This is a genomic window from Frigoribacterium sp. PhB24 (assembly GCF_003755185.1).
Taxonomy (GTDB): domain Bacteria; phylum Actinomycetota; class Actinomycetes; order Actinomycetales; family Microbacteriaceae; genus Frigoribacterium.
This window is the reverse complement of the sequence record NZ_RKIC01000009.1, coordinates 707,066-728,936: the sequence shown is the minus strand read 5'-3', so window position 1 is coordinate 728,936 and position 21,871 is coordinate 707,066. Positions and strand designations below refer to the sequence as shown.

23 protein-coding genes are annotated in these 21,871 nt (G+C 72.8%); 10 read left to right on the top strand and 13 right to left on the bottom strand.

Going from position 1 to position 21,871, the window contains the following annotated elements:
• Positions 1-48: 48 nt before the first annotated feature.
• Genes EDF50_RS03950 through EDF50_RS03940 form a run of 3 tightly spaced genes read right to left on the bottom strand, consistent with a single transcriptional unit; the run spans position 49 to position 2,584 of the window.
• Entirely contained in the window at positions 49-888 is an 840-nt protein-coding gene (locus tag EDF50_RS03950) for an amino acid ABC transporter ATP-binding protein (RefSeq protein ID WP_123518211.1), read from the bottom strand.
• Positions 885-1,724 carry an amino acid ABC transporter permease gene (locus EDF50_RS03945; protein WP_233570330.1) on the bottom strand — a complete coding sequence of 280 codons (840 nt, stop codon included), beginning with the start codon at positions 1,722-1,724 and terminating at the stop codon, positions 885-887. Before EDF50_RS03945 ends, EDF50_RS03950 begins: the two co-directional genes overlap by 4 nt.
• A 29-nt stretch (positions 1,725-1,753) precedes the next feature.
• On the bottom strand, positions 1,754-2,584 hold the full coding sequence (locus EDF50_RS03940; protein ID WP_123518441.1) for a transporter substrate-binding domain-containing protein: 831 nt from the start codon (positions 2,582-2,584) through the stop codon (positions 1,754-1,756).
• Between the two features lie 79 nt (positions 2,585-2,663).
• Here EDF50_RS03940 and EDF50_RS03935 point away from each other — a divergent pair, with 79 nt between their 5' ends.
• Both EDF50_RS03935 and EDF50_RS03930 read left to right on the top strand, forming a co-directional pair.
• Positions 2,664-3,998: a glycosyltransferase 87 family protein gene (locus EDF50_RS03935; RefSeq protein ID WP_123518440.1), complete on the top strand. Its 1,335-nt coding sequence runs from the start codon at positions 2,664-2,666 to the stop codon at positions 3,996-3,998.
• On the top strand, positions 3,995-4,336 hold the full coding sequence (locus EDF50_RS03930) for a thiamine-binding protein (protein WP_123518209.1): 342 nt from the start codon (positions 3,995-3,997) through the stop codon (positions 4,334-4,336). The genes EDF50_RS03935 and EDF50_RS03930 overlap by 4 nt, the downstream gene beginning before the upstream one ends.
• Before the next feature lie 84 nt (positions 4,337-4,420).
• Here EDF50_RS03930 and EDF50_RS03925 read toward each other — a convergent pair whose 3' ends face one another.
• Both EDF50_RS03925 and EDF50_RS03920 read right to left on the bottom strand, forming a co-directional pair.
• Positions 4,421-5,227 carry a L,D-transpeptidase family protein gene (locus EDF50_RS03925; protein ID WP_233570295.1) on the bottom strand — a complete coding sequence of 269 codons (807 nt, stop codon included), beginning with the start codon at positions 5,225-5,227 and terminating at the stop codon, positions 4,421-4,423.
• A gap of 19 nt (positions 5,228-5,246) precedes the next feature.
• Entirely contained in the window at positions 5,247-6,278 is a 1,032-nt protein-coding gene (locus tag EDF50_RS03920) for a hypothetical protein (RefSeq protein WP_123518208.1), read from the bottom strand.
• A 304-nt stretch (positions 6,279-6,582) separates the two neighbouring features.
• On the opposite strand from EDF50_RS03920, the gene EDF50_RS03915 reads away from it, so the two are divergent.
• Entirely contained in the window at positions 6,583-7,833 is a 1,251-nt protein-coding gene (locus EDF50_RS03915; protein ID WP_123518438.1) for an MFS transporter, read from the top strand.
• Between the two features lie 395 nt (positions 7,834-8,228).
• On the opposite strand, the gene EDF50_RS03910 is transcribed toward EDF50_RS03915, so the two are convergent.
• From EDF50_RS03910 to EDF50_RS03890, 5 genes are all read right to left on the bottom strand, one after another.
• A complete protein-coding gene (locus tag EDF50_RS03910; protein WP_123518207.1) occupies positions 8,229-8,906 on the bottom strand; it encodes a response regulator transcription factor in 678 nt (225 codons plus the stop codon).
• 86 nt (positions 8,907-8,992) lie between these two features.
• Positions 8,993-10,243 (bottom strand): hypothetical protein, encoded by a 1,251-nt coding sequence (locus EDF50_RS03905; protein WP_123518206.1) that lies wholly within the window; start codon positions 10,241-10,243, stop codon positions 8,993-8,995.
• Positions 10,240-11,397 (bottom strand): sensor histidine kinase, encoded by a 1,158-nt coding sequence (locus EDF50_RS03900; RefSeq protein WP_123518205.1) that lies wholly within the window; start codon positions 11,395-11,397, stop codon positions 10,240-10,242. Before EDF50_RS03900 ends, EDF50_RS03905 begins: the two co-directional genes overlap by 4 nt.
• A 175-nt stretch (positions 11,398-11,572) precedes the next feature.
• Positions 11,573-12,772, bottom strand: coding sequence for a homoserine O-acetyltransferase (locus tag EDF50_RS03895; protein ID WP_123518204.1), 1,200 nt, complete (start codon positions 12,770-12,772; stop codon positions 11,573-11,575).
• A gap of 100 nt (positions 12,773-12,872) precedes the next feature.
• Positions 12,873-14,204, bottom strand: coding sequence for a bifunctional o-acetylhomoserine/o-acetylserine sulfhydrylase (locus EDF50_RS03890; RefSeq protein ID WP_123518203.1), 1,332 nt, complete (start codon positions 14,202-14,204; stop codon positions 12,873-12,875).
• 184 nt (positions 14,205-14,388) lie between these two features.
• Between EDF50_RS03890 and EDF50_RS03885 the strand changes: the two genes are divergently transcribed.
• Positions 14,389-15,165, top strand: coding sequence for an SDR family oxidoreductase (locus tag EDF50_RS03885; protein WP_123518202.1), 777 nt, complete (start codon positions 14,389-14,391; stop codon positions 15,163-15,165).
• Here the strand turns inward: EDF50_RS03885 and EDF50_RS03880 are convergent.
• The gene (locus tag EDF50_RS03880) at positions 15,152-15,754 is read right to left on the bottom strand and encodes a hypothetical protein (protein WP_123518201.1); all 603 of its coding nucleotides are present in this window, start codon (positions 15,752-15,754) and stop codon (positions 15,152-15,154) included. The two genes, EDF50_RS03885 and EDF50_RS03880, sit on opposite strands and share 14 nt — an antisense overlap.
• Before the next feature lie 618 nt (positions 15,755-16,372).
• On the opposite strand from EDF50_RS03880, the gene EDF50_RS03875 reads away from it, so the two are divergent.
• The 6 genes from EDF50_RS03875 to EDF50_RS03850 all read left to right on the top strand — a co-directional run bounded on the left by EDF50_RS03875 (position 16,373) and on the right by EDF50_RS03850 (position 20,886).
• Entirely contained in the window at positions 16,373-17,335 is a 963-nt protein-coding gene (locus EDF50_RS03875) for a glycosyltransferase family 2 protein (RefSeq protein WP_123518200.1), read from the top strand.
• A gap of 96 nt (positions 17,336-17,431) precedes the next feature.
• Positions 17,432-18,196, top strand: a complete 765-nt coding sequence (locus tag EDF50_RS03870) for a YqjF family protein (protein ID WP_123518199.1) — start codon at positions 17,432-17,434, stop codon at positions 18,194-18,196.
• A 34-nt stretch (positions 18,197-18,230) separates the two neighbouring features.
• Positions 18,231-18,779, top strand: a complete 549-nt coding sequence (locus EDF50_RS03865; protein WP_123518198.1) for a phosphoribosyltransferase — start codon at positions 18,231-18,233, stop codon at positions 18,777-18,779.
• Complete coding sequence (locus EDF50_RS03860) at positions 18,776-19,519, top strand: Type 1 glutamine amidotransferase-like domain-containing protein (protein ID WP_233570294.1); 744 nt, start codon at positions 18,776-18,778, stop codon at positions 19,517-19,519. Before EDF50_RS03865 ends, EDF50_RS03860 begins: the two co-directional genes overlap by 4 nt.
• Positions 19,516-20,259 carry a uracil-DNA glycosylase gene (locus tag EDF50_RS03855; RefSeq protein ID WP_123518197.1) on the top strand — a complete coding sequence of 248 codons (744 nt, stop codon included), beginning with the start codon at positions 19,516-19,518 and terminating at the stop codon, positions 20,257-20,259. Before EDF50_RS03860 ends, EDF50_RS03855 begins: the two co-directional genes overlap by 4 nt.
• A 33-nt stretch (positions 20,260-20,292) precedes the next feature.
• A complete protein-coding gene (locus tag EDF50_RS03850) occupies positions 20,293-20,886 on the top strand; it encodes a GNAT family N-acetyltransferase (RefSeq protein WP_123518196.1) in 594 nt (197 codons plus the stop codon).
• A 3-nt stretch (positions 20,887-20,889) separates the two neighbouring features.
• Here EDF50_RS03850 and EDF50_RS03845 read toward each other — a convergent pair whose 3' ends face one another.
• Together EDF50_RS03845 and EDF50_RS03840 are read right to left on the bottom strand one after the other, a co-directional pair.
• On the bottom strand, positions 20,890-21,513 hold the full coding sequence (locus EDF50_RS03845) for a TetR/AcrR family transcriptional regulator (protein ID WP_158612617.1): 624 nt from the start codon (positions 21,511-21,513) through the stop codon (positions 20,890-20,892).
• 5 nt (positions 21,514-21,518) lie between these two features.
• Positions 21,519-21,857, bottom strand: coding sequence for a multidrug efflux SMR transporter (locus tag EDF50_RS03840; RefSeq protein WP_123518195.1), 339 nt, complete (start codon positions 21,855-21,857; stop codon positions 21,519-21,521).
• Positions 21,858-21,871: the final 14 nt, after the last annotated feature.

The window sequence follows — 21,871 nt, the reverse complement described above, 5'->3', positions numbered from 1 at the left end:
GCGTCACCCTCGCAGGAGCCTGGGAGGCGCGGGTGAAGACGGTGGGGGTCAGGGCGCGGTGAAGCGGGTGAGGAACTCGCGCGTGCGGGCCTCACGGGGCGCCGTGAAGAGCTGGGCGGGCGGCCCCTGCTCGGCGATGCGGCCGCGGTCGAGGAAGACGACCCGATCGGCGACGTCGCGGGCGAAGGCCATCTCGTGCGTCGCCATCAGGATCGTCGTGCCGACCTCTTTGAGCGTGCGGACCAGGTCGAGCACCTCGCCCACCAGCTCGGGGTCGAGCGCGCTCGTGATCTCGTCGAGCAGCAGCACGGCGGGGCGCGGGGCCAAGGCCCGGGCGATGGCGACCCGCTGCTGCTGCCCGCCCGAGAGGCGGTCGGGATAGGCGCCGGCCTTGTCGCCGAGGCCCACGCGCGTCAGGACCTCGAGGGCGCGCTCGTTCGCGGCGGCCTTCGGCTGGCGCAACACGTGACGGCTGGCGAGGGCGACGTTGTCGAGCACGGTCAGGTGCGGGAAGAGGTTGAAGTGCTGGAACACGACGCCGATGCGGGCCCGCACGGCGTCGACGCGCACGCGGGGATCGGTGATGTCGTCGTCGCCGAGCACGATGCGGCCGTCGTCGACCCGCTCGAGCAGGTTCACGGTGCGCAGCAGCGTCGACTTGCCCGAGCCGCTGGCGCCGATCAGGGCCACGACCTCGTCGCGTGCGACGTCCAGGTCGATGCCGTCGAGCACGACCGTGTCGCCGAACGACTTGCGCACCCCGTCGAGGCGCAGCACGATCTCGGGGTGGCGAGCCGTCGCGGGGGGCTCGACCGTCTCGGGGCCGGTGACGGCGGGGGTGGCGGGCACCGCGCCTCCTGGGGTGGGGTCGGGGGTGTGCGTGCTCATACGACGCTGCCCGCCTGTTCGCGACGACGGAGGCGCGCCGACAGCCAGTCGGTGAGCCAGATCGTCGGCAGGGCGAGCAGGACGAAGAGCAGCCCGGCGAGCACGTAGGGCGTGAAGTTCGCCGCGGTGGCGGTCTCGATCTGGGCGGCGCGGACCGCGTCGACGGCACCGAGCACGGAGATGAGGCCGACGTCCTTCTGCATCGAGACGAAGTCGTTCATCAGAGCGGGCGTCACCTTGCGCAGCGCCTGAGGGAAGACCACGAGTCGCAGGGTCTTGGCGTGACCGAGGCCGAGCGACCGGGCCGCGAGGCGTTGCGACGGGTGCACCGCGTCGATGCCGGCGCGGATGACCTCGGACACATAGGCGGAGTAGGTGAGGACGAGCGCGATCGTGCCCCAGAACTCGGCGGGGAGACGCGGGATGCCGAGGCCCAGCCCCGGCACGCCGAAGCCGACGAGGTAGAGCACGATGATCAGCGGCATGCCCCGGAACAGGTCGGTGTAGCCGCGCACCAGTGCCCGGACCGGGAAGAACACCGGCCCCCGCAGGGTACGGAGCGCCGACAGGACGGTGCTGAGGACGGCCACGCCGACCGCGGCGACCAGCAGCACCCGGACGTTCAGCCAGAGGCCCTCGATCACGCGCGGCCAGGCCGAGGCGAAGGTCGCCCCGTCGAAGAAGCTGAACTGCACGCGAGACCAACCGGGCGTGCTGGTGACCGCCCACCAGGCGAGCGCGGCGAAGGCGACCGTGCTGACGGCGGCGATCACGACGGACCGGGTCGACTGGCGTCGACGGAAGGCACGACGGTCGAGTTCGAGGTCGCTGACCACCACGGGGTCGGCCGCGACCGTGCGAGGCGCTACGAGAGCTCTTTCACGTCGTAGTCGGCCAGCCACTGCTTCTGCAGCTCGGCGAGCGTCCCGTCGGCCGTCAGGTCGTCGACGGCCGTCGTGACGTCGGCGGTCAACGAGCTGCCGAGCGGCAGGACGATGCCGAGCTGGTCGCTGGCACCGTCGACCGCGGGCAGCTGACCGAGCACGACGCCGCCCTCGATGAAGTAGGTGGCGGTGGGGACGTCGAGCACGATCGCGTCGACCTGACCGGCTTCGAGGGCCGCCTTGGCGTCGTCGTTCGAGTTGTACGCCTGGACGCCGTCGTCGGGGTCGATCGCGTTCTCGGCGGCGGTGAAGCTCGTCGTGCCGCTCTGGGCGCCGATCGCGAGGCCCTTCAGGTCGGCGATCGACGTGGCGCCGGCCGCGGCCGTGCCGGGCAGGGTGACGACGGCCTGACGGGTCTCGTAGTAGGCGGGGGAGAAGTCGACGGCCTTCGTTCGCTGGTCGGTGATCGAGAACTGCTGCAGGTTCAGGTCGAAGGTCTTGGGACCGGGCGCGATGGCCTCGTCGAAGGTCGTGCGCACCCAGACGACGTCGGAGTCGCCGTAGCCGAGCTTCTCGGCGACGGCGTAGGCCACGGCGGCCTCGTAGCCCTTGCCCGACGTCGGGTCGTCGTCCTCGACCCACGGGCCGTAGGCCGGTTCGCCCGTGGCGACCGTGATCTTGCCGTCGGTGACGGGGCCGACGGCCGACCCGTCGCCGCCCGAGCCCCCGTCGGACGAGCAGGCGGCGAGCGACCCGGCCAGCACGAGGGCGGCGGCGGTCGCGACGAGTCGGAGGGAGGCGGGTCTGCGCATGAGAGGGATCGTAGCGGCGACGGCCGACGTCGGCCGACGCATGACGTCCGGTGTCGGGGTCGGCGGCTAGCCTGTGGGCATGCCGACCTCCGTCCCGCCCGCGTCGGCCGACCCCGGGGCGCCGCCGGCCGTGCCCGACGCGGGGTCGTCCCGCACCCCTGCCGTGGCCGACGATCGCATCGGCCTGGTCGACCGGGCGAGGTCGCTCGCCGCGTCACCGGTCGTCCTCGGCATCGCCTTCGTGCTGGTGCACGCCTGGCTCGTCCGGCTCAACCTCGTGGGTGGCAACCGCACCCTGGGCGACGTGGACGTCGTCTACCGCACGTGGATGCAGCAGGGCGTCGGGGGCGGCGACTGGGTGGGCGTCGACCGACCGTGGGTCTACCCCCTGCTCGCCGCGGTGCCGATGCTCGTCGCCCGGCTCGGGGGTGACCCGGGCTACGGAGCGGTGTGGCTCGTGCTCGTGTCGTCGCTGAACGCCGGTGCCTTCGGAGTGCTCGTCGCCCGACGACGCGCCGGGTCCGTGGTCGCCGCGTGGTGGTGGCTGGCGTTCCTCGTCGCCCTCGGGCCGATCGCCCTCGGCCGCATCGACGCGGTCACCGTGGCGATCGCGCTGGTGGGTCTGCTGCTGGTCTCCACCCGACCCACGCTGGCGTCCGTCCTGCTCACGATCGCGGCCTGGGTCAAGGTCTGGCCCGCCGCCCTCGTGGTGGTCGCCGTCCTCGCCGTGCGTCGTCGGGTCGAGGTCGTCGTGGCCGCCGCGGTGACCAGCGCCGTCGTGGTGTCGATCTCGCTCGTGCTCGGCAGTGGCTGGAACGTCGTCGGCTTCGTGGGCCAGCAGGCCGGCCGGGGGCTGCAGGTCGAGTCGCCGGCGGCGGTGCTCTGGCTCTGGCGTGCCGCCGCGGGGGTCCCCGGCACCTTCGTCTACTACGACCGCGAGATCCTCACCTACCAGATCGCCGGCGACGGGGTCGGCTTCGCGGCGAAGGCCATGAGCCTCGTGATGGCCGCGGTCGTGCTGGGTGTCGTGCTGCTGGGTCTGCGGGCGGTGCGTCGCGGGGTGACGGCCACGCGCCTCCTGGGCCCGTTGTCGCTGGCCGTCGTCGTCGCGCTCATCGTGACCAACAAGGTCGGCTCGCCGCAGTTCGTGGCCTGGCTGGCCGTCCCCGTCGTCGTCGGCGTCGTGCTCGCCCGGGCAGGAGGGCCGCGGTTCGTCGTGCCGGCGGCGTTGGCCGTGGTCGTCGCGGGGTTGACGCAGGTGGTGTACCCGTTCGAGTACGACGCCCTGCTCGCCGCGCGACCCGACCTGGTCGCCGTGGTCACCGTGCGGGCCGTGCTCGAGCTCGGACTGCTGGCGTGGGCGGTCGTCACGCTCTGGCGCGTCCGCCCCGCACACGCGAGGATGGACGCATGATCGTCGCGTTCTCCGTCTCGCCCAGTGGTGCCGCCCCCGAGGGCGGGCCGTCCGCCGGCTCCGAGGCCGACTCGGTCCATTCGGCCGTGGCCGCCGCGGTCGCGGTGGTGCGCGCCTCGGGGCTGCCCAACCACACCTCGTCGATGTTCACCGAGGTCGAGGGCGAATGGGACGAGGTGATGGCCGTCGTCAAGGCCGCCACCGAGGCCGTCGGTGCCTTCGGATCGCGCGTGTCGCTGGTGCTCAAGGCCGACATCCGGCCGGGGCGCACCGGCGAGTTGAGCGGCAAGGTCGAGCGGCTCGAAGCGGCGCTCGACGCGACCGTCACGAGGGGCTGAACCGCGGGGCCGACCGCCGCGCCGGGTCACCGCCGACCGCGTCGCCCGGGCCCGCCCCGCGGGCCTGCACCGCGGGCCCGACCCTCAGCGGATCAGGATCGGCGTCCCCAGGGGGAGCATCCCGGCCAGGGTCGTGATGTCGGCGTCCAGCAGACGGATGCAGCCGTGGCTCGCGGACCGGCCGACGCTCGCCGCGTCGTCCGTGCCGTGCAGTCCGATCTGCCCCGGGCCGCCGCCGAACGAGTTGAGGACGTCCGAGAACGCCGAGAGCCCGTAGGCGTACGGACCGTAGCCTTCGTTCGTCGGTGCGAGCAGCTCGGTCAGGTAGAAGTCACCCAGCGGGGTGGGGGTCCCGCCCGTCCCCGTCGCCGCGGGGTAGGTGTCGACCAGTGCCCCCGCGTCGAAGAGGCTGAGCTCGTTGGACGAGGTCGAGACGACGAGGGCGTACGACGTCGAGTTGAGCGTCACGTCCGACGCGCGGACCCACCCGGTGCTGCCGTTCGGCCTCTGGGCGAGGTCGACCTCGATGTCATCGCCTCGCTGCTCGACGACACGGAAGACGAGCGGGGTGCCGCTGGGTCGGGGAGGCTCGAGGACGGTCGTCGTCGGGCCGCCCGGGGTCGACGACACCGAGATCCGGGCGACGTCGGCCGTCGCGATCGTCGTCGACGCCGGGACGGGCGTCCCCGCGTCGCCCGACCCGCCCGTCGACGGGGCCGGCGACGGGGACGCTTCGGGCGAGGTGGTCGCCGCCGGAGTCGTGGCCGTGGGCGCGGTCTCGTCGGTCGAGGAGCATCCTGCCAGCAGGACGGCGGCGACGATCGCCGTGAACGCCACGACGGGAACGGACGTCGATCGGCGACGGGTCGGCGTCGCGTCGTGCTTGGTCACCTGGAGCCGTGCCGCCGCCTCAGCCCGTGAACGCCGCGTCGGCTCGGACCGGCGTGGCGATCGGAGCCGGAGGCGCGACCGGCGTCGTCGGTGCGGGCGACACCATGTCGGCCGTGACCGCGACGGTGCTCGCCAGGCTGATGCCCGACTCCGCACCGACGAGCACGAGCGTGTACCCGCCGGTGCGCGTGGCGGTGCCGGCGACGACGTCGCCGGTGACGGAGCCCGCGTCGTCCGCGGTGAACGTGACGACGGTCGTGGGCGTCCCCGAGTCCGATTCCGTCGGTGCGAGAGACGCCTCGACGGTCTCGCCCGGGAAGAACCCGTCGGCGGACACGGCGACGCCGGACGTCCGGAGCTCCGACAGGGCCAGGGTCGACGGGCGGAGGCTGCCGGACGGTGTCGGCGTGAAGTACGTCGTCTGCCCCCCGACCGCGATCGCCTGGACGTAGCCCGTCAGGCCGGTGCCGGCCTCGAACCCGTACGCGGTGATGCGGGCGTCGGCCGACCGGTCGCCGGCCGCGTCCAGGGCGGCGACCTCGGTCTGGAACTCCGCCAGGGGCCGGGCGGCACCGGCGGGGATGGTGCCGAAGGGCTCCGAACTGGTCCAGAGGCCGGCGGAGGAGGGGTCGACCGTCGAAGGGTCGCCCACGGGCGCCAGGATCGTGCTCTCCGTGCCCGACCCCGTGACGTTCTCGTCGAGCCTCAGCTGGAACGAGACCGCGACGTCGCCCCGCAAGGACGCACCGTCGACGAGGGCCGTCAGGTCGGTTGCCGGGGCATCGCGGTCGTGGAGGACGACGACCGTGCCGAGCGCCACGAGCCCGCGCTCGTCGAACGAGATCGTCCCCGTGCTGCCGTCGCCCAGGTACCAACCCGACGCCGGGCGGGCCCCGGCCTCGTCGCCGATCTGCTCGCGCGTGTTGACGACGAGCGCGCCGTCCGGGTCGAAGGCCGCGTTCGCGGCACCGACGGGTGTCACGGTGGCGAGGGCGATCGCCGAGGCGGCGACGATGCCGGCGGCGGTCAGGGCAGGGCGGATGCGGGGCATGAGGACCTCATGTCTGGGGATGCCGTCCGGTCGACGACGCGAGTGGTCGCGCCGATCTGGCGCTGATCGATTCTCACGCAAATCGCGGCGAATTCCAAGGCTCACCCCGCGAGGGGCCGACCCCCCTTGTCGGATGGGCCTCCCTGGGGCATAAACTCGTCATCAGGGCGTCGATCGAATCGATACGACCGCCATCGCAGACGCGTTCCGCCGAGGCGGAACCGCTGCATCGCACCTCCCAGCTCGACGGCGAGCCGTGGCAGGCTCCCTCGCTGACACCCCCTCGATCCTGAAGGCCCCGCTCGTGACCCATCTCTCCCGCCGTCGCCGCACGGCCGCCCTGATCGCCCTCGCCCTGGGCGGCTTCGGCATCGGTTCCACCGAGTTCGTGGCCATGGGCCTGCTGCCCGACATGGCCGGCGATCTGCTGCCCGACCTGTACTCCCGGTCGGCCGACGCCGGCATCGCCCAGGCCGGCTGGTTGATCAGCGCCTACGCCCTCGGCGTCGTCGTCGGCGCCCCGACCATCGCCGCGATGTCGTCGCACTTCCCGAAGAAGAAGCTGCTGCTCGCCCTGCTGGCGGCCTTCACGGTGGGCACGATCGCCTCGGCCCTGCTGCCGTCCTTCGGCTGGGTGCTCGCCGCCCGCTTCGCCGCCGGCCTGCCTCACGGCGCCTACTTCGGCATCGCGTCCATCGTCGCCGCCTCGATCATGGGCCCGGGCAACCGCGGCAAGGGCGTCGCGCTCGTGCTGAGCGGCCTGACCATCGCCAACGTGATCGGCGTGCCCACGATCACCTGGCTCGGTCAGCAGGCCGGCTGGCGCGTCGCCTACCTCGCCGTCGCCCTCATCTTCGCGCTGACCTTCGCCGCGGTCGCCCTCGCGGTGCCGCACCAGGACGGCGACGCGTCCGCGTCGATGAAGCGCGAGCTGCGAGCCTTCAGGCAGCCCCAGGTGTGGCTGGTGATGGGCATCGGAGCCATCGGCTTCGGCGGGTTCTTCGCGGTCTACAGCTACATCGCCAACGCCGTCACGGAGGGGGCGGGAGTGTCCGAGGGCGTCGTCCCCTGGGTGCTCGTCACGGTCGGTGTCGGCATGACGATCGGCAACCTGCTCGGCGGCTGGTTGGCCGATCGCTCGCTCAAGCTCGCCATGTACCTCGGCTTCGTCGGCCTCATCGCCGCGCTCTCGGCCTACGCGCTCACCTCGAGCTCGATCGTCGGCATCTTCGTCAGCACGTTCTTCGTCGGCCTCGTCGGCTCGAGCGTCGGCCCCTCGGTGCAGTCGCGCCTGATGGAGGTCGCGGGCGAGAGCCAGGTCATCGGCGCCGCCCTGAACCACTCGGCCATGAACCTCGGCAACAGCTTCGGCGCCTACCTCGGTGGAGCGGTCATCGCGGCCGGGCTCGGCTTCTCGGCACCCGGCTGGGTCGGCGTCGTGCTGGCCCTCGCCGGAGTCGTCCTCACCACGATCAGCTTCGGCATGCAGCGGGTCGACGACCGACGCGGGGCGGCCCGGGCCACCGCCGACGAACGCGAGTCCGTCTCGGCGTAGGCGGTCCTCGGGGCGCCGCCCGCGCCTCCTGGGGTCGTGCACGACCTCTCGCAGAGGAGGATGCAGATGCTCTGCGCGTTCGGGTGCGGACTGCCGGCCCCGGGGTGACCGCTGACTCGTGCGCCGTGCCGACCCCGATCTCGTGCCGTCGGGCGTGCCGAACCCGACTCGTCTCGGGCCCCCAGGCGTGCCGAACCCGACAGAGAGTGTCCGACACACCGCTCATCTCTGCGGGCCAGGGCGCGGCGGGCGGTGACTCGTCGCGATGTGCACAAGGCAGGAAGGCAGGCAGGCGGCAGGGGCGGGGGAGGGCCGGAGCAGGAGGCGCGGGTGCGGAACCGGCGACGGCCCGGCCCACGAGGGGGCCGGGCCGTCGCGCGGGGTCGCGCCGCAGGTCAGAAGCTGGTCTGTGCCGGGGTGTCGGTCTGCAGCAGGATGCCGTCCTGGATGGCGCGCTTCCGCAGAGCGACCTTGGTGCCCACGTCGTAGCCGGCCACGCGGTACTTCTCGCGGATGCGCTTGAGGTAGCTCTTGGCCGTCTCTTCGCTGATGCCGAGCTGGTAGGCGACGGCCTTGACGGGCTCGCCGCCGCCGTAGAGCGCCATGACGCGGCGCTCTTGAGCGCTGAGCTTCGGCACGCCGCCGACCTCGGCGGCGTTGAGGGCCAGGTCGAGCTCGGCCGAGATGTACGACTCGCCCTTGGCGGCCGAGCGGATCGCCTCGACGATCATCTCGGCGTCCTCGCTCTTGACGAGGTAGCCCAGGGCGCCGGCGGCGAGGGCTTCGCGCACGACGTTCGGCTCGGAGTAGGTGCTCATCAGCACGGTCTTGACTCCGGTGGTCTTGAGCGTGTTGATCTTGAGCGAGATCGGGATGTTGTCTTTCAGGTCGAGGTCGAGCAGCACGACGTCGACCGGGAACTCGGGGTGCGTCAGCAGCTCGGGCCAGGACGCGACGGCGGCGACCATCGAGATGTCGCTCGCGGCACCCCGGATCCATTCGCTGAGGGCGCCCAGCAGCATCTTGTGGTCGTCTACGAGGGCGAGGCGGATGCGGTCGTCGGGGTCTGTCACGTCGGGACCTTCTTTCAGGGCGGAGTGGTGTTCATGCTACGGGCGGAGGCGATGGTCGGGGCCGACCACGCGGGGGTCTCGTCGGCTCAGGCCTCGGCGGGGTTGTCGACGATGCAGTTGACCGAGATCTTGACGCTGGACTCGTGGGACGACACGACGTACTCGCCGGCGCGCTCCAGGGCGTTCCAGGTGGCGGGCGTGACGCGGTTACGGCGGATGCCCGTCGTGGAGATCACCACGGGGACGCACACGCTGCGACCGGCGAACGACTGGGACGCGGCGGTCACGGGGCCGAGGGCCAGCTGGATCGTCGTGCCCGGGGCGCGGCTCTTCGAGTCGCCGAGCAGCAGCCAGACGCCCTGCAGCAGTCCGTCGCGCTGCGGAGGGGCGAGCAGGCCCGCCAACGACGAGGGGTCGACCAACGTGACCGACCGGCCGAGGTACTCGGACTCGGTGACGGCGTGGTGCAGCCAGGTCTCGCGTCGGCCCTCGATCAGGTGCAGCCGGAGTTCGGTGGCGAGCGACGCCGCCTGTGAGGCGACCTTGGGGGACAGGGGCAGCGGGACGTCGCCGTTGGACACGCCGTCGAGCAGCTTCTCGGCCGCGAGGTCGAGACGCGCGAGCTCGTCGCTCGCGAGCATGCCCACGGCGAACCGGGGTTGCGAGACGTTGCTCTGCACGAGCACCCGGTCGAGCTCGACCTGGACCATGAGTCGGAACCGGTGGACGGCGAAGGTGGCGATGGCGCTGGGCAGGACGGCCAGGGCGACGATGCAGATCTGCTGCGGCCCGGAGTCGCTCGTGACGGGCGTCGACGCGGCCACCATGACGACGAAGGCCACGAACAGCAGGGCGGTGGCGACCACGACCTCGCGGACGGGCCGCAGGGTGACGATCGGCAGCAGACCGAAGCCGACGGCGACGCTCGACGTGGCGTAGGCGCCGACGTCGTGCAGGGGCCAGATGGCGACGAAGTCGAGCGCGACGACGACGGCGAGGACGACTCCGATGACGGCGAAGACGCCGGTGGTGAGCCGATCGCCGCGCACGGTCACGAGGACGGCCGTGCCGATGAAGGTCGCGATGTAGAGCAGCCACGCGACCAGCGCGGGGGCGACGTCGGGATACGCCGACAGGTGGCTGAGGAAGAACGTCAGGCCGTACACGGCCTGGAGGGCGGCGACCACGGCCGCACCGACCCCGAGGTAGCCGGTGCCGAGCGTCGCGCCGGCCGCCCGGGCCTGACGGAGCGAGCGCGCGCCGGTCGAGCTGATCGGCAGGCCGCGGGCGGCCCGGCGGCCGCGGACGACGCCGAGCGTGTTCTCGTCGATGCTCATCGTGGTGCCTCCAGGACGACGGTCGTGCCCGAGCCGGGGGACGAGAACAGGCGCGCGCTGCCGCCGACCTCGTGCAGCCGTCCGACGACGGACTCCTTGAAGCCCAGACGCTCTTCGCTGATGCCGGCGAGGTCGAAGCCGACGCCTGCGTCGGTGACCATCGCCCGGACCATCGAGTCGTCGTGGATGATCGTGACGTGCGCCTCGGTGACGCCGGCGTGACGTCGCACGTTCTCGAGGCACTCGGCGAGGGCCAGCAGGAAGGCGTCGAGGACATGGGTGGGCAACAGCACCTGCCCGGTGCCGTGCCAGCTCACCTCGAGGCCCATACGGCCGAAGCGCTGCTTGACCGACTCGAGGGTCTGGCCGAGCGGGGACTCCTCGACGGTCTCGAGGCTGTAGTCGCCCGAGGCCTGTGGCTGGGGCGTGCCGCCGAGGCGCAGGTGGCGCAGCAGGCGCGCGTCCTCGGCCGCCTGGTCCTGCAGGGCCTGGGCCGTGACCCCGAAGCCCGAATGGGCCAGCAGGGTGAGCGTGGCCAGCACGGTGTCGTGCAGCAACCGGGCACCCTGACGACGTTGGGCCTCGGTCTCGCTGGCCTGGCGCTCGGCCCGGTGGGCGTTGCCGATGCTGTAGATGCGACGTGCCGCCAGGGGGACGGCGCGTCCCAGCCAGAGGCCCGTGACGAAGCAGGACACCCAGCCGAGCAGGACGGCCGCCACGGGGAAGGTGAAGGGCGAGCCGGTCGCCAGGGCGACGAGGGTGAGTTCGACGAGGAAGGCCACGATCGCCGTGGTGAGTCGCGGTCGACTCGACGACAGCATCAGGCTGAAGGCGGCGGTCGCGCCGCCGGCCAGAGGGATGATCGCCGTCGCGAGCGGGCCGTCGTCGGGGCCGCCGGCGGGCAACAGGGCGACGACGGTCGCGGCGATGCCGGAGGCCAGTCCGACCGGCACCCAGACACGGGCGCGGGGGCCGGTGACGAAGAGCAGCGAGACGATGAGCAGCGCGGCGAGCGGTGCGATCGCCGCCAGGTGCAGGGGGTCGGTGACGCCGGGGATCGCCAGAGCCACGATCGAGACCGCCGCGCAGGCGAGACCCAGGGTGCGGGTCGTGCTGCTGAGCAGACGATCGCGCTCTTGGGCGAAGATGTCCATGGTTCGTGAGTGGCTTCCGACGGGGTCGTCGCTCGTGCCGGGTGGCTGGCGACCCCTCATGTTTTCACATCCAGCCCCCTCTCAGGGGGTCATGCAGGGTCGGAAACGCCGATCCGACGGGTAACGATCCGGTCGCGGCGCGGAACTGTACCCCGGGGTGTCCACCGAAGTGGGGTCAGTCGAGCAGGCGGCGCAGGTGAGCGCCCACCGCGTCGGCCTCGATGAGGAATCCGTCGTGTCCGTACGGGCTCTCGACGACGGCCACGTCATGACCGTCCAGGCCGTGCCGCAGGTGTCGTGCGACCTCTCGCTGGTCGGACACGGGGAACAGCCGGTCGCTGTCGACGCCGAGGACGAGCGTCGGAGCCGTGATGCGGTTCAGGGCCGCGGCGACGCCGCCCCGGTCGCGTCCCACGTCGTGCGAGTTCATCGCCCCGAGCAACGTCACGTAGCTGCCCGCGTCGAAACGACGGGTGAACTTGTTGCCGTGGAAGTCGAGGTAGCTCTCGACCTGGAACCGCCCCGGGCCGCCCAGCGGCGAGATCTCGCTCTGCCAGCTGCGTCCGAACCGGGCGTTGAGCTCGTCGGGGGAGCGGTAGTTCAGCAGGGCCATGCGGCGCGCGAGGGCGAGGCCGCGGTAGGGGCCGTCGACCGCGTCGTAGTAGTCGCCTCCGTCGAAGGCGGAATCCATGCGGATCGCCTCGTACTGCACGGTGTTGAGGCCGATCTGGTCGGCGCTCACGACCGGCGGCGCGGCCAGCACGGCGAGGCGGGCGACGCGCGACGGGTACGTGATCGCCCACTCGAGGGCGTGCATGCCCCCCATCGAGCCGCCGACGACCGCGGCCCAGCGGTCGATGCCGAGGCGGTCGGCGAGGGCGGCCTGGGCGGCGACCTGGTCGCGGATCGTCAGGTGCGGGAACCTCGAGCCCCATTCGACGGCGTCGGGGGCGAACGACGAGGGGCCCGTGCTGCCCTGGCAGCCCCCGAGCACGTTCGGTGCGACGACGAACCAGCGGTCGGTGTCGATCGCGAGGCCCGGGCCGACGACGCCGTTCCACCAGCCGGCCGTGGGGTGGCCGGGCCCGGCCGGCCCGGCGACGTGGCTGTCTCCGGTCAGGGCGTGCGAGACCAGCACGGCGTTGCCCCGGTCGGCGTCGAGCTCGCCCCAGGTCTCGAACGCCAGTCGCGCCCGGGGCAGCACCACACCGCTCTCGAGCGCGAGCTCGTCCAGTGACCCGAACGACCGCCCTCCGGGGTCGTCGCCGTCACGCCAGGCTCCGGTGACCGGCGGGCGCCCCAGCATCGCCAGCCGGGTGCGCTCGCTGACGACGCTCGACGGGACGGTGTCCTCGGGTGTGCTCTGCCAGTCCATGTGTCGTCCATCCTGGACGAGCCGAGGAGGCGCGGTGCGTTTGTTACGCGCACCGCGCCTCCTCGGGTCCGCCGCGACCCGCGCGACCCGCGCGGCCGTCCTAGCTGCTGCGCAGCGCCTCCCGGGTGACGGCGCGTGCCGCGGCGAAGCCCGCGTCGAGGTCGGCCTTGAGGTCGTCGACGTTCTCGAGGCCGACCGAGAGCCGGACGAGTCCCGGGGTGACCCCGGTCGTCAACTGCTGCTCGGGGGTGAGCTGCGAGTGCGTCGTCGAGGCGGGGTGGATGACGAGGCTGCGCACGTCGCCGATGTTGGCGAGGTGGCTGAACAGTCGCAGGTGGTCGACGAGGGCGCGGCCGGCGTCGACACCCCCCTTCAACTCGAACGAGAGGACGGCCCCGACGCCCCGGGGGGCGTACTTGTTCGCCGCCGCGTACCACGGGCTGGTCGGCAGGCCCGCGTAGTAGACCGCGGCGACGTCGTCGCGGGCGTCGAGCCACTCGGCCACCTCCTGCGCGTTCTGGACGTGTCGTTCGATGCGCAGGCTGAGCGTCTCGATGCCCTGGATCAACGAGAAGGCGGTGTCGGGGCTGTTCGACGCGCCGAGGTCGCGCAGCAGCTGCACGCGGGCCTTGATGACGTAGGCCAGCGCGTCGCCGACCGCCTGGGTGTAGACGGCCCCGTGGTACGAGGGGTCGGGCTGCGTCAACCCGGGGAACCGAGCCGCGTTGGCCGACCACGGGAACGTGCCGCCGTCCACGATGAAGCCGCCGATGACCGTGCCGTGCCCGCCGAGGAACTTCGTCGCCGAGTGCACCACGATGTCGGCGCCGTGCTCGAGCGGTCGGATCAGGTAGGGCGTCGCGATGGTGTTGTCGACGATCAGCGGCACGCCCTCGGCGTGCGCCACCCCGGACACCTTCTCGAGGTCGAGGATGTTGATCTTCGGGTTGCCGATCGTCTCGGCGAAGAACAGCTTCGTGTTCGGGCGCACGGCGCGGCGCCACTCGTCGGCGTCGTCCTGGTTCTCGACGAAGGTCGTCTCGATGCCGAGCTTCGCGAGCGTGTACCTGAACAGGTTGTAGGTGCCGCCGTAGATCGACGACGACGACACGATGTGGTCGCCGGCCTCGGCGATGTTCAGCACCGCGAAGGTCGAGGCGGCCTGACCCGACGACACGAGCAGGGCACCCGTCCCGCCCTCGAGCGCGGCGATGCGCTTCTCCACGACGTCGTGGGTGGGGTTCATGATGCGCGAGTAGATGTTGCCGTTCTCGGCCAGGGCGAACAGGTCCTGCGCGTGCTGCGCGTCCCGGAAGACGTACGACGTCGTCTTGTAGATCGGGGTCGCGCGGGCGTGCGTCGTGGGGTCGGGCTGGGCCCCGGCGTGGATCTGCTGCGTCTCGAACTTCCAGTCGGGCTGGGCGTCGGTCATGGTCTGCTCCTGCGATCGGGGTGCGTGGGCCGGGGTGGTCGGCGGGGTCTGCGGTGACAGCCACGCTACGGACCGTGTCCTCGGGCGTCCACGATGCCGGACACGGGGCGTAACGGGGCCGCTAGCGTGGGCCGGGCGCGTCCGCGACGGGCGACGACGACGAACGAGACGACAGGAGGCGCACATGGTGGGACGGGTCGTGGTGACGGGGGCCAGCTCGGGTATCGGAGCGGCGACGGTACGGCTGTTCCGCTCGCGCGGCTGGGAGGTGCTCGCGGTCGCCCGGCGCGAGGACCGCCTCCGTGCGCTCGCCGACGAGACGGGGGCGACCTGGTTCCGGGCCGACCTCACCAGCGACGACGACGTGGCAGCCCTGCGGGCCCACGTCGAGTCGACCGGGCCGCTGCACGCCCTCGTCAACAACGCCGGCGGCGCCTTCGGACTCGACAGCGTCGAGAACGGCTCGATCGACGACTGGCAGCGCATGTTCGAGGTCAACGTGCTCGGCACGAAGCGCGCGGTCACCGCCCTGCTGCCGTCGCTGCGCCACGGAGCCGAGGAGGCGCGGGGCGCCGACATCGTCACGGTCACCTCGATCGCCGGCCACGTCGCGTACGAGAACGGCGGCGGCTACAACGCCTCGAAGTTCGCCGAGCACGCCCTCGTGGCCGTGCTGCGGCTCGAGCTGGCGGGGGAGCCGATCCGGGTGATCGAGATCGCGCCGGGAATGGTGCACACCGAGGAGTTCTCGCTCGTGCGCTTCGGCGGTGACCGGGACCGCGCGGACGCCGTGTACCGTGACGTCGAGTCGCCGCTGACGGCCGACGACGTCGCCGAGTCGATCGTGCACTCCGTCGAGCTGCCGGCCCACGTCAACCTCGACCTGGTGACCATCAAGCCCGTGGCGCAGGCGGCCACCTACAAGGTCGCCAAGGGCGAGCTGAAGGTCAGGAAGGACTGACTCGCGGGGGGCCGTCCGGGTCGGCGGCATCCGACCGGGCCCGGCGCAGCGCCGCGAGGTCGCCCTCGACGAGGTCGCGCAGCCGTTCGTGACGGCCGTCGTCGTAGTCGTCGTCGGGACGGGCGGCCCAGCCGAGCCGATCGACGACGGTCTGCCCGACGTCGTCCCACGCCCGTGCGCGGGCGGCCGCCACGACCTCGGCCACGAAGTCGTCGTCGTCCCGGCGGGCGGCCAGTGCCCGGGCCACGCCCTTCGAGGCGGCCTCGCGCAGCTTCAACGCGTCGACGTCCTCGGGGCGGTAGTCGAACTGGTGGCGTGACTGCCCGTACGACCGCCCGGTCATCCGGCGCAGCCGGCGCACCCGGACGGCGGCAGCGGTCTGCTCGTCGGTCAACCGGTCGATCTCGTCGCGGGCGGCCCGGGTGGCGACGTCATCGTCGAACGGCAGGTGCTCTTGCAGGGCCCGGCGGATGATCCGGTTCGTCACGGCGACGACCAGGGCCGACCGGACGATCAGGAGCCCTTCGTCGACGGCGCGCTCGAGAGCGGTGCGTTCCGCGCGGCGGCGCGTACCGGGGCCGTGGGGCACTCGTCGACGTCCTCTCGTGTTGGTGGGTCGGTCCCGACCCTACCGGCGCCCGCGCGGGTGCCGACCGGGTGACGGGCCGGGGCCACGGCCGGACGCGCGACGCGTCGCGCGGGTCACCAGGGGGTGGTTCCGACCTGGGGCGACCCGATCGGCGACCGGACGGACGGCAAGGACGGCACCCGCGCCTCCCGCGGTCCCGGGCCCGACGGGCCGCGGAACCGCGCGGGATCGCGGGCCTCACCCGATGCGTACCGGCACGGGTCGGGCCCCACCCGGACGTCACCCGGACGAGGCCCCCTCGAACGGGGGAGGCCCTCGTGTCTCGTGTTCCCAGCGACCCCCGCGTAGCGTTGTCGACGTCAGGACGCCCCGAACCCGAATCCGGGGCGAGCCTCTGCCGCGGTCGCCCGAATCGACCGGTGGCCGACGACGCCGGGCCACCCACCCGACGACGTCACCGAACGCACCCTCCGACGAGGGTCGCCACCCGAACGCGCCCGCCCGCGGCGTGACGGCGACCGTCGACGAACCCCGAGGAACCCCCGTGACCCTCCGCGTCCGCCCGCCCCTGCCGGCTCTCCGCCCGTCCACCCGCCGCACCCCCCGCGGAGGCACCGCGTGAACCGCCCGGCCCCCCGCGTCAGCGTCGTCGTCTGCGCCGACGGCTCCACCCCGTTCGACGGTCTGACGGCCGCACTCGACTCCGTCCTGCGCGACGGGGACGTGCACGACGTCGTGGCCGTCGTCGATCGGGCGCCGCGACTCCGCGACCACCTGCGCCACCGGTACGACGACCTCGTGGTCGTCGACAACACGCGCACACCGGGGCTCGCCGGCAGCCGCGACACCGGGATCGAGTCCGCGCGTGGCGACGTCGTGGCGTTCCTCGCCGCGGACTGCGTCGCCCACGCCGGCTGGGCCCGGGCCCTCGCCGCGCCGTTCGACCAGGTCGACGTGATCGCCGTCGTCGGTCGGACCGAACCGACCTGGCCCGGCACGGCCGCGTCGGCCCTGCCGGACGACCTGCTCTGGGCCGTCGACTGCACGCCCCGCTCGCGACCCGACGGCCTCGTCGGGCTCGACGACGTGGCGGGTGCCACCGTGGCCTTCCGACGGTGGGACCTGCTGCAGGTCGGCGGCCTGGCCAGCGGCCTCGACGCCCGTGAGGGCGTGCCCCGCGGTGCCGAGTTCGTGGAGTTGTGCCTGCGTCTGGCGGCGGACGAGCCGGAGGCGCGGGTCGTCTCGGCCTCGTTGGCCCGCGTCTCGCGCACCGTACACCCCGGCGAGACCCGTCGACGTTCCGTCGTGGGCGCCGCCGTCGACCGTGGTGTCGCCCAGGTCGCACTGCGCCGCTCGATCGGAGGGGATGGCGACGGCGACACCCTCCGGGGCGTCGCGTTCGCTCGCCTGGCCTCGAGCGCGTGGTCGTCGTTCGTCGGTCGCCGTCGGGGCACGACGGTGCTGGCCGCCGCCGCGATCGCCCTCGTGACCGGTCGCCTGCTCGGCCGGGTGCGGGGGACGCGCATCGGCCTGCCGCTCGACCAGCTCGAACCCCTGCGCTCGGCCACCGTCCGCCGGTGACCGTGACCGCCCGGAAGGGGCGCGTCGTCGGTCCCGGCGGCGACACCCGTGGCCAGCTGTGGACCGTTCAGGGGCGGCGTCCGTAGCGTGGCGGGCATGGACCTGACCACACCGGGGGCCGAGCCCGATCCGGTGACCCGCACCGCGCCTCCGTTGCTGCGCCCGGCGTTCATCCGGCAGCACTGGGGCGGGCTGGCCTTCGCGCACTGGCGGGTCGAGCCCGACCGTGTCGCACCGCTGCTGCCACCCGGTACCCGGCCCGACGTGTTCGACGGCTCGACGTGGGTCGGGCTCATCCCGTTCAAGCTGACCGGCAGCGCCTTCGGGCCACTGCCCGCCGTGCCTTGGGCCGGTGACTTCCTCGAGACGAACGTGCGGCTCTACTCGGTCGACGCCCTCGGGCGTCGCGGCGTGGTGTTCCGCACCCTCGAGGCGCAGCGCCTCGTCTCGGTGCTGGCCGCCAACGTCGGGCTCGGACTGCCGTACCGGTGGTCGTCGATGCACGAGACCCGGGCCGACGGGGTCGTGACGTACCGCAGCACTCGACTCGGGCCGGGGGCGAACCCGTCGTCGCGCCTGGCCGTCCGTCCGACCGACGAGGTCGTCGACGGCGACCCGCTCGCCGAGTTCCTCACCGCCCGCTGGGGCATGCACGTCGCCCGGGGCGGCCGCACGCGGTACTGGCCGAACCGCCACGACGCCTGGTCGCTGCGTCGGGCCGAGCTGGTCGACCTCGACGACGAGCTGGTGTCGGACGGCGGCCTGCCGGGCGTCACCGACCGCGAGCCCGACTCGCTGCTCTGGTCCGACGGCGTCGACACCGTCTTCGCGCCTCCCGGGGGTGCCTGGGTCCCCGCGTGACGCGTGGGGGCCTGCGCGCGTTACGGTTGTCGGCATGGTCACCCCACCCGACGACAGCCAGGCCGCCCCCGCACGACCCGAGGTCGAGGCTCCCGAGAGAGAGGTGCTGGGTTGGCTCGAGTTCGGTGAGGCCGCCCGCCACCTGGCCTCGGACGTCGTCCAGGCGGGGTTCGCACCCGACGTGATCGTCGCCGTCGCCCGGGGCGGGCTCGTGCTCGCCGGGGCCGTGGCCTACGCGCTCGACACCAAGATGTGCGGCTCGATCAACGTCGAGTTCTACACGGGCGTCGACGAGCGGCTCCCCGAGCCCGTGCTGCTGCCGCCGACGCTCGACGCACCGTCACTCGAAGGCAAGAAGGTGCTCGTCGTCGACGACGTGTCCGACTCGGGCCGCACCCTCGTGCTCGTGCGCGACCTGCTCGCCGAGGTCGCCGCCGAGGTGCGCACCGTCTGCCTGTACAGCAAGCCTCGCACGGTGCTCGAGCCCGACTTCGTCTGGAAGCGCACCGATCAGTGGATCACCTTCCCGTGGAGCGCGCTGCCGCCGGTGACCCGCGAGGTCGGCTCGGGGGTCGGCGCGTGAGCATCCACCTCGTGGGCGGCGGCTGGTCCCCCGACGACACCGAGCTCTACGACCTCTTCGTGGCCGAGGCCGCCGTGCGCGGTGCCGCCGTCGGCCGCAGCGTGCCCCGCATCGCCGTGTTGATCGTCGTCGCCGACGAGTCGCCGTCGGCAGAGTTCCGTGACGGCTACCCCGCCATGATCGCCGCCGGCGGGCGCTGCGAGGCGCTCACCACCATCGTCACCGCCGGGGACGAGTTCGACACCCGCGTGCTCAGCGACGTCGACGGGTTGCTGGTCGCGGGCGGTCTCACCCCGGCCTACCTCGACGCCGTCGCGCCGCTGATCGACCAGGTGCGCCTGCTCGTCGCCGACGGGCTGCCCTACCTCGGTTTCTCGGCCGGGGCGATGATCGCCGCCGACCGCGCCCTGCTCGGCGGCTGGCTGATCGGCGACGTGCCGGTCTGCCCGGAGGACGCCGCCGAAGACCTCGACGAGGTGACCCTGGCGGACGGACTCGGCCTGGTCGACCTCGCCATCGACGTGCACGCCGCCCAGTGGGGCACCCTGACCCGGCTCATCGCCGCCACCGAGGCCGGGCTGGTCCGGGGCGGCGTCGCCATCGACGAGAACACGGCCCTGGTCGTCGGCGAGGGCGCCCTCGCGGTGCTGGGAACGGGAAGCGTCTGGCGCGTCGAACCGCAGCTCGACGACGACGGCGAGATCGTCGGCGTCTCGGTCGGCACGCTCGGGGTCGAGTGACCGACGCGACCGGCCCCGGCCAGGGCGGCGAGCAGTCCCGAAACGAGGCGCACGACCACCGTCGACCGCTCTCCGAGCAGATCGACCCGTCGTGGGCGTCGGCGCTCGAGCCCGTCGCCGACCGCATCGCCGACATGGGCGAGTACCTGCGCTCCGAGGTGCGCGCGGGCCGCGGTTACCTGCCCGCGGGCGAGAACGTGCTGCGGGCCTTCCGGCAGCCGCTCGACGACGTCCGCGTCCTCGTGGTCGGTCAGGACCCCTACCCGACGCCCGGCCACCCGATCGGACTGTCGTTCGCCGTCGACCCCCACGTCCGCCCGGTGCCGCGCAGCCTCGCCAACGTCTACCGCGAACTGCACGACGACCTCGGCGTGCCGGTCGTCGAGCACGGCGACCTCACCTCGTGGTCACGCAACGGCGTGCTGCTGCTCAACCGGGTGCTCACGGTGCGCCCGGGCGAGACGGCGTCGCACCGCGGCAAAGGCTGGGAGCCGGTCACCCAGCGGGCGATCGAGGTCCTGGCGGCACGCGGAGGCCCTCTCGTGGCCATCCTCTGGGGCCGTGACGCGTCGGCACTCAAGCCTCTGCTCGGCGACGTCCCCTCGATCGAGTCACCCCACCCGAGCCCCTTGTCGGCGTCACGCGGTTTCTTCGGTTCGCGGCCGTTCAGCCGGGCGAACGAGCTGCTGGTCGCCCAGGGCGGCGAACCCGTCGACTGGACGCTCCCGCCCGCGGCCTGAGCCGGGCCCGCACCGGCGTGACAGAGTGGGGTCGTGCTCGAAGAGGAATACCAGCCCCGACGGCGACTGCCCCGGGCCCTGCGGCCCCCGGCTTCGGTCGAGCCCGCGTTCACGTTCGAGATCCGCCCCGCGACGGCCGCCGACCTGCCCTACGTGCGTGAGATCTACAACCACTACGTCGCGAACTCGTCCGTCACCTTCGACGAGGACGCCATGACCCTCGCCGAGTGGCGCCGCAAGCTCGCCTTCGTCACCACTCTCGGCATGCCCTTCCTGGTGGCGGTGAACCCGTCCGGTGAGGCCCTCGGCTACGCGGTCGCGACCCCGTGGGGCGGCAAGGCGGCGTATCGATACACCGTCGAGAGCTCGATCTACCTGCGGGCCGCGTCGACGGGCAAGGGCCTCGGCCGCGCCCTGCTCGAGGCGCTCGTCGAGGCCTGTCGTGACGCGGGCATCCGCGAGATGATCGCCGTCATCGCCGACAAGAACGCCGAGGCGTCGATCGGCCTGCACGAGCGGCTCGGCTTCACCGAGGTCGGCCGCATGGGGCGGGTCGGCTTCAAGTTCGGACGGTGGCTCGGCACGGTCACGATGCAGAAGTCGCTCAAGAAGCGCCGCCGCGGCTGAGGCTCAGGGCAGCGGGCCGACGATCTCGTGCAGCATCCGTTCGGTCGCCGCGACGGTACACGGCTCGCCACGCCAGAGCATGCGGACGATCAAGCCGTCGACGGCCAGGGCGACGACGTCGAGCCGCTCGCCCGGCACGCCGGCCCGTGCCAGCACGTGCTCGAGCGACGAGTACCAGAGCTCGGCGTCCTCGCGCAGCGACGGGTCCCGCATGGCGGTGAAGAGCAGTTCGTACTGCGCCCGGGCCGACCCGCGCTCGGTGATCGCGTACCGGACGAGCGTCTCGGCGAGGTCACGCAAGGAGGCGCGCTCGAGTCGGTCGAACGAGCGCACCCAGTCGATGGTCGCGTGGCGGAGCGCCGCACGCAGCAGGTCGTCCCGGCCGGCGAAGTAGTACGTGGCCGCCGAGACCGGGACGCCGGCCGCACGGGCGACGGCCCGGTGCGTCACGGCCGAGGGGCCGCCCGCCTCGAGGACGGCCAGGACGCCGTCGAGCAGCGCGCGCCTCCTGGTCTCGCCCTTGGGGGTGAGGGCCTGGCCGCCGGGGCCCACGGTGGATCCGCCGGGGCCGAGGGTCGACCCGCCGGGTTCGGGGGCCGGGTCGTCACCCGACGTCGTGTCGCTCACCGGGGTCAGGCCGTGACCTGGTGGCGGCCGCCGAGCTCGAGCATCGTGACTCCGCCGATCACGAGGACGATGCCGCCGAGCTGGACGAGGGTCAACGGCTCCTTGAAGAAGATCCAGCTGATGAGGGCGACCAGCACGACGCCGACGCCGGCCCAGATCGCGTAGGCGATGCCGAGCGGCACGCCCTTGGTCAGCGACTGCGAGAGCATCGCGAAGGCGAAGACGTAGCCGACCACGACCGCCGCGTACTGCCACCACTTGGCGTCGGGGCCGCTGGTGACCTTGAGGAAGCTCGTGGCGAAGACCTCGCCGACGATGGCGAGTGCGAGGAAGAGGTAACCCATGACGGTGTCCTGTC